This window comes from Pseudomonas sp. SA233, from assembly GCF_054792385.1.
Map to the genome: position 1 here is coordinate 96,247 of NZ_CP096449.1, position 12,641 is coordinate 108,887.

Below are 12,641 nucleotides of genomic sequence, written 5' to 3' on the forward strand. Positions count from 1 at the left end.
CTGCCATGGCCAGACCCGGATTCCGCCTTGCTGTGTTCGCCACCTTGCTGGCACTGCTGGTCGTCCTGCTCGGTGCCTATACCCGCCTGACCCACGCCGGCCTCGGCTGCCCGGACTGGCCGGGTTGCTACGGCTTCATCAGCGTGCCCAAGAGCGAAGCGCAGCTGGCTCATGCCGAGCTGCATTTCCCCGAACATCCGGTGGAAGCCGCCAAGGGCTGGGCCGAGATGGTCCACCGCTACTTCGCCGGCACCCTGGCGATGGTGATCGTCCTGCTCGCCTTGCAGGCGCTGCGCCGGCATGCCCGCGATGGCCAGCCTTACCGCCTGCCCTTGCTGCTGCTGGGCGTGGTGCTGGCCCAGGCAGCCTTCGGCATGTGGACGGTCACCCTCAAGCTGTGGCCGCAGGTGGTCACCGCGCATCTACTCGGCGGCTTCACTACCCTGAGTTTGTTGTTCCTGTTGTCCCTGCGTCTGTCCCGGGCCTTTGCGCCTTTGCCAAAGCTGCCATTGAGCCTGCGCCGGATCGCCGCGCTGGCCTTGCTGGTGGTGATCGGCCAGATCGCCCTGGGCGGCTGGGTCAGTGCCAACTACGCGGCCGTCGCCTGCATCGACCTGCCCACCTGCCACGGCCAGTGGTGGCCGGCGGCGGACTTCAGCAACGGGTTCCATCTGACCCAGCACGTCGGGCCCAATTACCTGGGTGGGCAACTGGACAGTGATGCGCGCACGGCCATCCACATCAGCCACCGCCTGGGTGCACTGCTGGTGACCTGCGTGCTGCTGATGCTCAGCTGGAAGCTGCACCGCTGCGGCCTCCCTGGCCTGGCGCGGCTGGTGCTGCTGGCGCTGGTGGTGCAAGTCGGCCTGGGCATCAGCAATGTGCTGCTGCACCTGCCGCTGGCCGTGGCCGTGGCGCACAACGCTGGTGGGGCGCTGTTGCTGCTGAGCATGGTGCTGGTGAACTACCGCATCCGCGTGGTCGACAAGGTTCGCGTGGGTGTCGGCCATGGCTGGCGCCTGCGGCCCGTGGCTGGCGTGGGCATCTCCCACCACATGAGGAATGATTCGTGGCGACGCTTCTGAGCGCACAGAGGGCCAGTTGGCGTGACTACCTGGAGCTGACCAAGCCCAAGGTGGTGGTGCTGATGCTGATCACCTCGCTGGCGGGCATGTTCCTTGCCACCCGTGCGGGTGTCAGCTGGAGCGTGCTGCTGTTCGGCAACTTGGGCATCGGCTTTTGTGCAGGCGGCGCGGCGGTGGTCAATCATGTGGTGGACCGACGCATCGACGCGCTGATGGCGCGTACCCACAAGCGGCCGCTTGCCCAGGGCAGGGTCGAGCCGCTGCCGGCGCTGCTGTTCGCTCTGGCGCTGGCGCTACTTGGCATGGCCCTGCTGCTGGTGTTCACCAACGCCCTCACCGCCTGGCTGACACTGGCTTCCCTGCTCGGCTATGCGGTGCTCTACACCGGTTTTCTCAAGCGCGCTACGCCACAGAATATCGTCATCGGCGGCTTGGCTGGCGCCGCCCCGCCGTTGCTGGGCTGGGTGGCGGTCAGTGGGCATGTCAGCGCCGAGCCCCTGCTGCTGGTGCTGATCATCTTCGCGTGGACCCCACCACACTTCTGGGCCTTGGCCATCCACCGCAAGGAGGAATACGCCAAGGCCGATATCCCGATGCTGCCGGTGACCCACGGCGAGCGCTACACCAAGCTGCATATCCTGCTGTACACCCTGGTATTGCTGGCGGTGAGCCTGCTGCCGTACGCCATCCACATGAGCGGCCCGCTGTACCTGGCCTGTGCCCTTGTACTGGGCCTGCGCTTCCTGCAATGGGCATGGGTGTTGTACCGTGGCAGCCGGCCGCACGCAGCGATCGGCACCTTCAAGTACTCTATCGGCTACCTGTTCGCGCTGTTCATCGCGTTGCTTCTCGACCACTACCTGTTGCTGAACCTATGACCCGAACCCAGAAAACCGTCTTCATCCTCGTTGCCCTGGTCGCGTTGATCCTGGGCCTGACCGTCAACAAGGTGCTCAATGGCCGCGACCAGCCCAACCCCACCGAGTTGATCGATGCCGGCATCATCCTGCTGCCGCAGAACCGTACCGTGGCTGACGTGACCATGACCAACCAGGACGGCCAGCCGGTGCAACTGGATGACCTGAAGGGCAAATGGTCGCTGCTGTTCTTCGGCTACACCTACTGCCCGGACATCTGCCCGACCACCCTGGCCCAGCTGCGCCAGGTGAAGAGCGAGCTGCCCAAGGAGGCCGTCGACCGGCTGCAGGTGGTGCTGGTGAGCGTTGACCCGAACCGCGACACGCCGAACCAGCTGAAGCAGTACCTGGGTTATTTCGACAAGGATTTCGTCGGGGTGGCGGGGTCGATCGAGGATACCCAGAAGCTGGCCAATGCCTTGAGCATTCCGTTCATTCCGGCCGATACCAGCAAGCCGGGGTATACCGTGGATCACAGCGGCAACCTGGCGGTTGTGGGGCCGGATGGGCGCCAGCGCGGGTTCATTCGGGCGCCGTTCAACAACCAGAAGCTGGTGGCGCAGTTGCCCGGGCTCGTGAAGCGGGATTGAGTTAGCCCCAAAAGCTTCGCGGGTAAACCCGCTCCCACAGGTACAGCGTAGGCCGTGAGCCTTGCGCTATCACTGTGGGAGCGGGTTTACCCGCGAAGAGTCCAGCGCGATGTGACGGCTTAGAACGCCGGAACCACAGCGCCTTTGTACTTCTCGTTGATGAACTGCTTCACCTCAGGCGAGTGCAGCGCAGCAGCCAGCTTTTTCATGGCGTCCGCGTCCTTGTTGTCCGGGCGGGCAACCAAGATGTTCACGTAAGGCGAGTCGCTGCCTTCGATGACCAGGGCGTCTTTCTCCGGGTTCAGCTTGGCTTCCAGCGCGTAGTTGGTGTTGATCAGGGCAGCATCGACCTGGGTCAGCACGCGCGGGATGGTGGCCGCTTCCAGCTCACGGAACTTCAGGCTTTTCGGGTTCTCGGCAACATCCTTCACGGTGGACAGGATGTTCTTGTTGTCCTTCAGCTTGATCACACCGGCCTTGTCCAGCAGCAGCAGCGCGCGGCCGCCGTTGGTGGCGTCGTTGGGGATGACCACGGTGGCGCCGGAGGACAGCTCGTCCAGCTTCTTGATCTTGGTCGAGTACACGCCCAGCGGCTCGATGTGCACGCCGGCAACGCTCACCAGGTTGGTACCCTTGGCCTTGTTGAACTCATCCAGGTACGGCTGGTGCTGGAAGAAGTTGGCGTCCAGGCGCTTTTCCGCCACCTGCACGTTCGGCTGGATGTAGTCGGTGAATTCCTTGACCTTCAGCTCCACGCCCTCTTTCGCCAGAACAGGTTTGACGAAGTTGAGGATCTCGGCGTGCGGAACCGGGGTAGCGGCAACGGTCAGGGACTCGGCGTGGGCCGAGAAGGCCGCGACAGCGGCGACAACAGCAAGCAGCTTCTTCATTGATCACTCCTTGTGAGGGCCGCGACGGCCCCCGAACGGGTCGGCCGGGCCGACCCCATTGGGGTTACTTACGGGAAAAATGCACGACCAGTTTGTCGCCCACGCTCTGCAGGACTTGAACCAGTACCAGCAACAGCACCACGGTGACGACCATCACGTCGGTCTGGAAACGCTGGTAGCCGAAGCGGATGGCCAGGTCGCCCAGGCCGCCGGCACCGACCACACCAGCCATGGCGGTGTACGAAACCAGGGTGATGGCGGTGACGGTAATGGCGGCGAAGATGCCCGGGCGGGCCTCCGGCAGCAGTGCGCTGGTGATGATCTGGCGGGTAGTGGCGCCCATCGACTGGGTGGCTTCGATGATGCCGCGGTCCACTTCACGCAGGGCGGTTTCCACCAGGCGCGCGAAGAACGGCGTGGCACCCACCACCAGCGGCGGAATGGCGCCGGCGACGCCCAGGGAAGTGCCTGTGATCAGCACTGTGATCGGGATCATAACGATCAGCAGGATGATGAACGGCAGCGAGCGCAGGATGTTGACGATCAGCGACAGCAGCGCGTACACACCCTTCTGCTCGAACATCTGCTTTGGCCCGCAGAGGAACAACAGCACGCCCAGCGGCAGGCCGAGCAGCACGGTGAAGAACAGCGAGCCGAACAGCATGATCATGGTGTCGACGCTGGCCAGCCAGATTTCGGCCCAGTCGACGTTGGCAAAGAAATTCAGGGCGTCCATCAACGCAGTACCTCCATATGTACGTCAGCTGCCTTGAAGCGGGCGAACGCCGCTTCCATGTCACCGCCGATCAGGGCGAGGGTGAGCTGGCCATAGGGGACATCCTTGATGCGGTCGATACGCCCGGCGAGGATGCTGTAGTCCACGCCGGTTTCGCGGGCCACGGTGCCCAGCAGCGGCGCATAGGTGGCGTCGCCCTGGAAGGTCAGGCGCACGATACGGCCCGGCACGTGGGCGAAGTCGTCACGCTGCTCGCCTTCGTCAACCTGCTCGTCTTCCTGGACGAAGCGCTTGGTGGTGGGGTGCTGCGGGTGCAGGAACACCTCGGCCACCGAGCCCTGCTCGACGATCTGGCCGGCGTCCATCACTGCCACGCGGTCGCAGACCCGGCGGATCACGTCCATTTCGTGCGTGATCAGCACAATGGTCAGCTTCAGCTCACGGTTGATTTCGGCCAGCAATTGCAGGACCGAGGCGGTGGTTTGCGGGTCGAGGGCGCTGGTGGCCTCGTCGCACAGCAGGATCTTCGGGTTGGTGGACAGGGCGCGGGCGATGCCGACGCGCTGCTTCTGGCCACCGGACAGCTGCGCCGGGTACTTTCTGGCGTGGTCGGAAAGGCCGACGCGGGCCAGCAGCTCGGTCACGCGCTTGTCGATTTCGCTGCGCGACAGCTCGCCGGCCAGGGTCAGTGGCAAGGCGACGTTGTCGGCGACAGTCTTGGAGGCCAGCAGGTTGAAGTGCTGGAAAATCATCCCGACCTGCTGACGGAAACCGCGCAGCTGGCTCGCGTTGAACGCGGTAACGTCTTCGCCGTCGACGATGATCTTGCCGCCGGAAGGCTCTTCCAGGCGGTTGATCAGGCGCAGCATGGTGCTCTTGCCGGCGCCGGAATGGCCGATCAGGCCGAACACCTGGCCATCTTCGATGGTCAGGCTGGTCGGATTCAGTGCGGGGATTTCCCTACCGGCGACGCGGTAGGTCTTGTGTACCTGTTGGAACTCGATCACGTAGCGAACCTTGTGGGGCGCATGGAATTTGGGTCAGCGGTTAGCTGGGGTCGCGCATTTTAGCCTTTTCCCATAGCTGTTCTTAGCATTTATTTCGTAATGCACCAATCCTTCGGGCATATCGCGACAACCGGTAATCCTGATTGAACGCTCGGCAAAGCCTTCCGGTCACTACTTGCACACAGCCCGAAACGGGTATGCCTTAAGACTGACGAGGAGAGCCGATCATGCCCAGCAAGAACACGGACGCGCCAAAGCACAGCGAGGCCGCTGGCACCCAGACCCCGGACCGGGCCAATACCAACGCCAAGTTGCAGAGCCTGGAGGCTGACCGAAGCGATGCCACAGGCAGTGCGTTGCGTACCAACCAGGGGGTGCGCATCGCTGACAACCAGAACACGCTCAAGGCGGGTGATCGAGGCCCCTCGTTGCTCGAAGATTTCATCATGCGCGAGAAGATCACGCACTTTGACCACGAGCGCATTCCTGAGCGCATCGTGCATGCGCGAGGAACAGGGGCGCATGGCTATTTCCAGAGCTATGGCAACCACACCGAGCTGACCAAAGCCGGCTTCCTGCAGGACCCGGAGAAAGTCACGCCCGTCTTCGTGCGATTTTCCACGGTACAAGGCCCGCGCGGCTCAGCCGACACCGTGCGTGACGTGAGGGGCTTTGCTGTGAAGTTCTACACCGACGAGGGCAACTTCGACCTGGTGGGCAACAACATGCCGGTGTTCTTCATCCAGGATGCGATCAAATTCCCGGATTTCGTCCACGCCGTAAAGCCAGAACCGCACAACGAGATCCCGACCGGCGCTTCGGCCCATGACACCTTTTGGGATTTCGTTTCGCTGGTACCGGAGTCGGCGCATATGGTCATGTGGGCGATGTCGGACCGCGCTATCCCGCGCAGCTTGCGGATGATGGAAGGGTTCGGGGTGCATACGTTCCGCCTGATCAACGCCCAGGGCGTAGCCAGTTTCGTCAAATTCCACTGGAAACCGCGCCAGGGTGTGCACTCCTTGCTATGGGACGAAGCGCAGAAGCTGGCAGGCAAGGATGCTGATTTCCAGCGTCGCGACCTGTGGGAGGCTATCGAGACGGGTGATTACCCTGAATGGGAACTGGGGGTGCAGATCGTGCCGGAAGCCGACGAGCACAAATTCGATTTCGACCTGCTGGACCCGACCAAGATAATCCCGGAAGAACTGGTGCCGGTTACACCTTTGGGCAAGATGGTCCTGAATCGCAACCCGGACAACTTCTTTGCCGAAGTGGAGCAGGTGGCATTCTGCCCGGCTCATATCGTGCCTGGCATCGACTTTACCAACGACCCTTTGTTGCAGGGACGCCTGTTCTCCTACACCGACACGCAGCTTAGCCGCCTCGGCGGGCCCAACTTCCACCAGATCCCGATCAACCGCCCCGTCGCTCCTAACCACAACAACCAGCGTGACGCCTTGCATCAGCATCTGGTGCACAAGGGGCGCGCATCCTACGAGCCCAACTCCATCGACGGTGGCTGGCCGAAGGAAACGCCACCAGCCGCGCAGGATGGCGGCTTCGAGAGCTACCAGGAGCGTATCGATGCGCACAAGATCCGCCAGCGCAGCGATTCGTTCGGCGACCATTTCTCGCAGGCGCGGTTGTTCTTCCAGAGCATGAGCCCGACCGAGCAGCAGCACATCATCAAGGCTTACAGCTTTGAGCTGGGCAAGGTGGAGCGGGAGACGATCCGTGCTCGGGAAGTGAATGAGATTCTCGCCAATATCGACCTGAAGCTGGCGGCTGCGGTTGCTGCCAACCTCGGTTTGCCTGCACCGAACGTAGGCACTGTGCAAGTGAAGGGAAGCCAGCTTGCGCAGTCGCCTGCCCTGAGCCAGATGAACCACCCGGGCTCGGTTGGCATCAAGGGGCGCAAGATTGCCGTGCTGGTGGCAGATGGCGTAGACGCTGCCAGCGTGGACAAGCTGGTCAAGGCTCTGGAGGCGCACAGTGCCCGGCCGATGCTGCTTGGGCCGACCTCGGCACCGGTGATGGCCGCGGACGGCAAGCAGCTGCCGGTGGATGCCTCCATGGAAGGGATGCCCTCGATCATGTTTGACGGGATTGTCGTACCAGCGGGCAAGGCCTCGACCGATGCGCTGGCAGGCAGTGGTTTGGCCAAGCACTTCCTGCTGGAGGGCTACAAACACCTGAAGGCGATGGTGTTGACCAAAGAGCTTTTGGGCTGCTTGGGGCTGAAAGAAGACAAGGGGTTGCTGCTGGGAGATGAGCAGAAGACCGTGGATGCCTTCGTCAAAGCGGTAGAGGGGCATCGGGTGTGGGAGCGGGAGGCGGTTGCGGAGGCTGTGCCTGCCTAAGGGGCTGCTTTGCACCCCATCGCGACACAAGGCCGCTCCTACAGGAGATCGCATTCCCTTGTAGGAGCGGCCTTGTGTCGCGAAAGGGGCGCGCAGCGCCCCCAGATTCTTAACGCTGATGCGGAACCAGAACCACCTGCGCCGGCAACGACCGCTGAATCTCGTGCTTCTGCTTCAGCTCGAACCCGCTGTCGATCTTGCGCACGCGTTTCTCCAGCAAGGTCTTCAGCCAAGGCGCATCTTCGGTACGCGGCACCTGGAACACCACGTCGCATTGATAGCTCACCACATCGGCGGCAATGTCATCCAGCTGGCGACGCATGGCGCGGCTGTCGGTGGTCTTCAAGGCCACGACGGTGCTCGGTGCAGCCGGGTCGATGATGCGCGCCTTGGGCTTGGCCTCGGCCGCTTTCAACGCCGCTTCAGCTTTCTCCAGCTCGGCCTTGCGCGCCTGGGTCACGGCGTCGCCACCAGTAACCGCCGGGGCCTGCGGCATCAGCGCGCGGGCACGGGCCAGGGCTGTGGCGGCAGCGTTCACATCACCCTTTTGCAGGAAGATCTGGCTGCGTTGCAGGTAGGCTTCGGCAAGCTGGCGCTGGTATTGCTCCAGGCGCGCGTCATCCGGCGCCTGGGCCTGCAGGGCTGCCAGCTGGTCTTCGGCGGTGGCCAGCTCGTTGCTGGCGATGTTCTGTTGCAATTGCTGCCAGGCATCTGCTTGGGCAGGTGCGGTGGCCTGTTCGACCGGCGCGTTTGAACACGCAGCCAGGAACAGGGAAAACGCGGCAACAAGCAGATAACGGGAGGCGAACGGCTTCATTCCTGCGACTCTCTATTTGCGCAAAAAGCGAGCAAGTCTACACCCAGGTGCGCACGCTCGAAAACAAGTCTTACAGACCCTTTACGTGCGGAAAGGTTGCAGGGCGCGCCTTCGCACGCCCTGTTTTTCAGCGTTTTGGCAGGGCCAGGCTCAGCAAGAATAGCACCGCCGCGCAGACCACGATCGACGGGCCGGCAGGGGTGTCCTTGAACCAGGACAGGGCCAGGCCGCCGCATACCGCGGTCACGCCCAGCAGGCTGGCGCCCAAGGCCATCTGTTCGGGAGAACGGGCGTGACGTTGCGCCGCAGCGGCAGGAATGATCAGCAGCGAGGTGATCAGCAGCACCCCGACGATCTTCATGGCAACGGCAATCACCACCGCGATCAGCAGCATCAGCGCCATGCGCAGCCCGGCCACCGGCAAGCCCTCGACCATGGCCAGCTCCTCGTGCACTGTGACTGCAAGCAACGGCCGCCACAGTGCAGCGAGCAACAGCAGGACCAGCGCGCTGCCACCGAGGATCCAGGCAAGATCGGTGGTGCTGATGGCCAGTAGATCGCCGAACAGATAGGCCATCAGGTCGATGCGGACATCATGCATGAAGCTCAGCACCACCAGGCCCAGCGACAAGGTGCTGGGGGCGAGGATGCCAAGCAGTGTATCGGAGGCCAGCGGTTGGCGTTGCTGCAAGGTAACCAGCAAGATCGCCAGCAACAGGCAGCCCACGGTTACCGCCAGCGCCGGGCTGACGTCCAGAGCAAAACCCAGGGCCACGCCGAGCAGGGCGGCGTGGGACAGGGTGTCGCCAAAATAGGCCATGCGCCGCCACACCACGAAGGAGCCCAGTGGGCCGGCCACCAGCGCCAGGGACAAACCGGCAAGCAGGGCGTAGAGAAGAAAATCAGCCATGCTTGCAGTGCGCTCCGTGAACATGGGTGCCAGGGGCGACCACCGAGCCGTGCAGGTCGTGGCTGTGGTCGTGATGGTGGTGGTAGATGGCCAGGCTGGGGGCGGCGGTCTTGCCGAACAACTCGACGAATGCCGGGTCGCCGCTGACCTGCTCCGGGTGGCCCGAGCAGCACACGTGGCGGTTCAGGCATACCACCTGGTCTGTGGCGCTCATCACCAGGTGCAGGTCGTGGGACACCATAAGCACGCCGCAACCGTGGCGGTCGCGCAGGCGGGTAATGAGGTTGTACAGTTCTGTCTGGCCGACCACATCTACGCCCTGCACTGGCTCGTCGAGCACCAGCAGTTGGGGTTCGCGCAGCAGGGCGCGGGCCAGCAGCACGCGCTGCATCTCGCCACCGGAAATGGTCTGGATAGGGCTGTCGATGACCTGCTCGGCGCCCACTTCCTGCAACGCCGACAAGGCTGCCGCGCGGTCTACACCGGGCACCAGGCGCAAGAAGCGCAGTACCGACAGCGGTAGGGTTGCATCGACCTGGATCTTTTGCGGCATGTAGCCAATACGCAGTTTCGGCTTGCGCCATACCTTGCCGCGGTGCGGCTTGAGCAGGCCGAGCACGGCGCGCACCAGGGTGGTCTTGCCCGCGCCGTTCGGGCCGATCAGGGTGACGATCTGGCCAGGTGCGACCGACAGGTCGATGCTGTCGAGCACCGCCTCGCCACCGAAGGTGACGCCGACCTGCTCCAGGCGGATCAGTGCATCGCTCATGCCGCGCTCCGGCAATTGCTGCACAGGCCGACCACTTCCACCGTCTGGGTCTCGACCGTGAAGCCCACGCCCTTGGCGCTGCTGATGATGGCGTCGCTGATGCTGTCCTGTTCCAGTTCGATGGCCACATGGCAGGCCCGGCAGATCAGGAACTGGCCCTGGTGCAGGTGTTCGGGGTGGCTGCAGCCGATAAAGGCGTTGAGCGAGGCGATGCGGTGCACCAGGCCGTTTTCCAGCAGGAAGTCCAGCGCACGGTACACCGTGGGCGGCGCGGCTCGGCGGCCGTCCTGCTCACTGAGCACGGCGAGGATATCGTAGGCGCCCAGCGGCTTGTGGCTTTGCCAAACCAGTTCCAGCACTCGACGGCGCAGAGCGGTCAGGCGCAGGCCTTGGCGGGTGCACAAGGCGTCGGCTTCAGCCAGTGCGCTGTGTACGCAATGGGAATGATCGTGAGGACGGTTGGCCAGCGGCGTGATGGACATGGGCAGCGACGGTTTTGGATGGAGACGTTATTATGTTACCTGTTTCTGACGACTCGAGTATTCACCGTGTCCCGATTCCTAGTCCTTTTTGTCGCTTTCATCGCATTTTCCGCCCAGGCCGACGTGCGCGTGCTGACCAGTATCAAACCCCTGCAGCAGATTGCCGCTGCCGTGCAGGACGGTGTTGGCAGCCCTGAGGTATTGCTGCCTCCGGGGGCTTCGCCACACCACTACGCGCTGCGCCCGTCCGACGTACGGCGGGTAGGCGATGCCGACCTGCTTTACTGGATTGGCCCGGACATGGAAGGCTTCCTGCCGCGGGTACTGGGCAATCGCAGCAAGCCCACTGTGGCCGTGCAGGCGCTACCGGGCATGAAGCTCCGGCATTTTGGCGAGGACAGCCATTCCCATGAGGAAGAAGACCACGACGACCATGACCACGACCACCGCCCGGGCAGCCTGGATGCTCACCTGTGGCTATCGTCAGTCAACGCGCGTGTGATTGCAGCGAAAATGGCGGCTGACCTGGCGCAGATCGATCCGGCCAATACGGTGCGCTACCAGAGCAACCTCAAGGCCTTCGACGAACGCCTGGACGCATTGGATAAGCGGATCAAGGCGCGGGTGGCCGGGATTGCCGGCAAGCCGTACTTCGTGTTCCACGAAGCATTCGACTATTTCGAGGCCGAGTATGGCCTGAAGCACGCCGGGGTATTCAGCGTGGCATCCGAGGTGCAGCCGGGTGCGCAGCACGTGGCTGCCATGCGCAAGCGCCTGCAGGAAGTGGGCAAGACCTGTGTGTTCAGCGAACCGCCGCTGCGGCCGCGGTTGGCCGAGACCTTGACCGCCGGGCTGCCGGTGCGCCTGGCCGAGCTTGATGCCCTGGGCGGTACCGACCCGGTGGATGGCAAGGGCTATGAGCGCTTGCTGGAGAAGCTGGGTGGCGACCTGGTTGGGTGCCTGGAGCAGTTGTAAGCCTGTGCCGGCCTCTTCGCGGGTAAACCCGCTCCCACAGGGATAGCGCCAGCCTCACGCCTGTGTGGGAGCGGGTTTACCCGCGAAGAAGCAGACACGCTCTAGAGGGCGAACGGCAGGTGCAAGGCCACCTGCTGACGCTGCGCCAAACGCACTTCGAACTCGCTCGGGTCGTGGATCATCACATCCATCCCGGCAAACGATTCCGCTGCAATCAGGCGCGACAGCCAGAAGCGCACGCAGCCTACCCGCAACATCTCCGGCCACAGCTCGGCTTCGGCGGCGGTGAACGGCCGCAGCGCCGCATAGGCCGCCAACAACGCCTGGGCGCGTGGCACATCGATCGCGCCGTGTTCATCCAGGCACCAGTCGTTCACGGTGATGGCGATGTCATACAGCATCGGCCCGGAACAGGCGTTGTAGAAGTCGATCACACCGGTCAGGTGGGTGCCTTCGAACATCACGTTGTCGCGGAACAGGTCGGCATGCAGGTTGGCCCGTGGCAGGGCCAGGATCTGTGCCTTGTGCGCGCTGATTTCATCCAGCGCCGGTTGCAGCAGCGCGGCTTGCTCGGCGGTAAGGCGCGGCAGCAGCTCGGCACCCGAAGCCAGCATCCAGTCCAGGCCGCGGTCGGTGCGACGCTCGATGATGTGCTCGCGGGTAGCCAGGTGAATGTGCGCCAGCAGCTCGCCGACCTGGGCGCAGTGCTGGGCGTTCGGTGCCTTGATGTGCTTGCCTGACAGCCGTGGCTGCAGCAGCGCCGGCTTGCCGCACAGCTCGCGCAGGCCATTGCCGTCGCGGTCGCGTATTGCATAGGGCACCGGCATGTCGGCTGCGTGCAAAGTGTCCAGCAGCTCGATGAAGAACGGCATGTCCTCGCTGGGCCCGCGCTCGATCAGCGTCAGGACGAACTCCCCCTGTTCGAGGCTGACGAAGAAATTGCTGTTCTCGGTGCCGGCGGCGATGCCCTGGAAATCGAGCAGACGACCCAGCGCGTACGGCGCCAGAAAGGTTTCCAGCTCAGGCCGGGTCACGGGGGTGAAGACTGACATGATGAAAATTTGCCCATACGGGCACTTCCGCCGGGAAGTGCCGGGTTG

General features: G+C 63.5%; 13 protein-coding genes. 5 read left to right on the forward strand and 8 right to left on the reverse strand.

The genetic code is table 11. The features are described 5' to 3' along the window. Positions 1-5 precede the first annotated feature (5 nt). From M1D87_RS00480 to M1D87_RS00490, 3 genes are read left to right on the forward strand one after another with little or no spacing between them, the layout of a single operon-like run. Entirely contained in the window at positions 6-1,085 is a 1,080-nt protein-coding gene (locus M1D87_RS00480; protein WP_061305072.1) for a COX15/CtaA family protein, read from the forward strand. Beyond that, on the forward strand, positions 1,070-1,963 hold the full coding sequence (gene cyoE / locus M1D87_RS00485) for a heme o synthase (RefSeq protein WP_013970304.1): 894 nt from the start codon (positions 1,070-1,072) through the stop codon (positions 1,961-1,963). Before M1D87_RS00480 ends, cyoE begins: the two co-directional genes overlap by 16 nt. Further along, entirely contained in the window at positions 1,960-2,592 is a 633-nt protein-coding gene (locus tag M1D87_RS00490) for an SCO family protein (protein WP_123085448.1), read from the forward strand. The genes cyoE and M1D87_RS00490 overlap by 4 nt, the downstream gene beginning before the upstream one ends. Positions 2,593-2,711: 119 nt before the next feature. Here the strand turns inward: M1D87_RS00490 and M1D87_RS00495 are convergent, their stop codons facing one another. The 3 genes from M1D87_RS00495 to M1D87_RS00505 form a co-directional block, all read right to left on the reverse strand. After that, entirely contained in the window at positions 2,712-3,482 is a 771-nt protein-coding gene (locus tag M1D87_RS00495; RefSeq protein ID WP_061305073.1) for a MetQ/NlpA family ABC transporter substrate-binding protein, read from the reverse strand. A 64-nt stretch (positions 3,483-3,546) separates the two neighbouring features. Next, positions 3,547-4,218 carry a methionine ABC transporter permease gene (locus M1D87_RS00500; protein WP_013970307.1) on the reverse strand — a complete coding sequence of 224 codons (672 nt, stop codon included), beginning with the start codon at positions 4,216-4,218 and terminating at the stop codon, positions 3,547-3,549. Next, positions 4,218-5,225: a methionine ABC transporter ATP-binding protein gene (locus M1D87_RS00505; protein WP_003256960.1), complete on the reverse strand. Its 1,008-nt coding sequence runs from the start codon at positions 5,223-5,225 to the stop codon at positions 4,218-4,220. Before M1D87_RS00505 ends, M1D87_RS00500 begins: the two co-directional genes overlap by 1 nt. Before the next feature lie 227 nt (positions 5,226-5,452). On the opposite strand from M1D87_RS00505, the gene katE reads away from it, so the two are divergent. After that, positions 5,453-7,588, forward strand: coding sequence for a catalase HPII (katE, locus tag M1D87_RS00510; protein WP_123085449.1), 2,136 nt, complete (start codon positions 5,453-5,455; stop codon positions 7,586-7,588). Between the two features lie 109 nt (positions 7,589-7,697). On the opposite strand, the gene M1D87_RS00515 is transcribed toward katE, so the two are convergent. The 4 genes from M1D87_RS00515 to zur form a co-directional block, all read right to left on the reverse strand. Then, positions 7,698-8,405: a PA5502 family lipoprotein gene (locus M1D87_RS00515; protein WP_015268471.1), complete on the reverse strand. Its 708-nt coding sequence runs from the start codon at positions 8,403-8,405 to the stop codon at positions 7,698-7,700. Positions 8,406-8,532: 127 nt separating this feature from the next. Then, the gene (gene znuB / locus M1D87_RS00520; protein WP_003256958.1) at positions 8,533-9,315 is read right to left on the reverse strand and encodes a zinc ABC transporter permease subunit ZnuB; all 783 of its coding nucleotides are present in this window, start codon (positions 9,313-9,315) and stop codon (positions 8,533-8,535) included. After that, on the reverse strand, positions 9,308-10,084 hold the full coding sequence (gene znuC, locus M1D87_RS00525) for a zinc ABC transporter ATP-binding protein ZnuC (protein WP_015268472.1): 777 nt from the start codon (positions 10,082-10,084) through the stop codon (positions 9,308-9,310). The genes znuB and znuC overlap by 8 nt, the downstream gene beginning before the upstream one ends. Beyond that, entirely contained in the window at positions 10,081-10,566 is a 486-nt protein-coding gene (gene zur, locus M1D87_RS00530; protein ID WP_025337220.1) for a zinc uptake transcriptional repressor Zur, read from the reverse strand. The genes znuC and zur overlap by 4 nt, the downstream gene beginning before the upstream one ends. A gap of 18 nt (positions 10,567-10,584) precedes the next feature. Here zur and M1D87_RS00535 point away from each other — a divergent pair, with 18 nt between their 5' ends. Beyond that, positions 10,585-11,541, forward strand: a complete 957-nt coding sequence (locus M1D87_RS00535) for a zinc ABC transporter substrate-binding protein (protein ID WP_052261020.1) — start codon at positions 10,585-10,587, stop codon at positions 11,539-11,541. Positions 11,542-11,642: 101 nt separating this feature from the next. Here the strand turns inward: M1D87_RS00535 and M1D87_RS00540 are convergent, their stop codons facing one another. After that, complete coding sequence (locus tag M1D87_RS00540; RefSeq protein ID WP_024087954.1) at positions 11,643-12,593, reverse strand: homoserine kinase; 951 nt, start codon at positions 12,591-12,593, stop codon at positions 11,643-11,645. Positions 12,594-12,641 lie beyond the last annotated feature (48 nt).

What these genes read in the sequence shown, in the direction of transcription:
- M1D87_RS00480 (WP_061305072.1), top strand. Translation starts at nt 6, where the DNA reads ATGGCCAGACCCGGATTCCGCCTTGCTGTGTTCGCCACCTTGCTGGCA.
- M1D87_RS00490 (WP_123085448.1), top strand. Translation starts at nt 1,960, where the DNA reads ATGACCCGAACCCAGAAAACCGTCTTCATCCTCGTTGCCCTGGTCGCG.
- M1D87_RS00495 (WP_061305073.1), bottom strand. Translation starts at nt 3,482, where the DNA reads ATGAAGAAGCTGCTTGCTGTTGTCGCCGCTGTCGCGGCCTTCTCGGCC.
- M1D87_RS00500 (WP_013970307.1), bottom strand. Translation starts at nt 4,218, where the DNA reads ATGGACGCCCTGAATTTCTTTGCCAACGTCGACTGGGCCGAAATCTGG.
- katE (WP_123085449.1), top strand. Translation starts at nt 5,453, where the DNA reads ATGCCCAGCAAGAACACGGACGCGCCAAAGCACAGCGAGGCCGCTGGC.
- M1D87_RS00515 (WP_015268471.1), bottom strand. Translation starts at nt 8,405, where the DNA reads ATGAAGCCGTTCGCCTCCCGTTATCTGCTTGTTGCCGCGTTTTCCCTG.
- znuB (WP_003256958.1), bottom strand. Translation starts at nt 9,315, where the DNA reads ATGGCTGATTTTCTTCTCTACGCCCTGCTTGCCGGTTTGTCCCTGGCG.
- znuC (WP_015268472.1), bottom strand. Translation starts at nt 10,084, where the DNA reads ATGAGCGATGCACTGATCCGCCTGGAGCAGGTCGGCGTCACCTTCGGT.
- zur (WP_025337220.1), bottom strand. Translation starts at nt 10,566, where the DNA reads ATGTCCATCACGCCGCTGGCCAACCGTCCTCACGATCATTCCCATTGC.
- M1D87_RS00535 (WP_052261020.1), top strand. Translation starts at nt 10,585, where the DNA reads ATGGAGACGTTATTATGTTACCTGTTTCTGACGACTCGAGTATTCACC.
- M1D87_RS00540 (WP_024087954.1), bottom strand. Translation starts at nt 12,593, where the DNA reads ATGTCAGTCTTCACCCCCGTGACCCGGCCTGAGCTGGAAACCTTTCTG.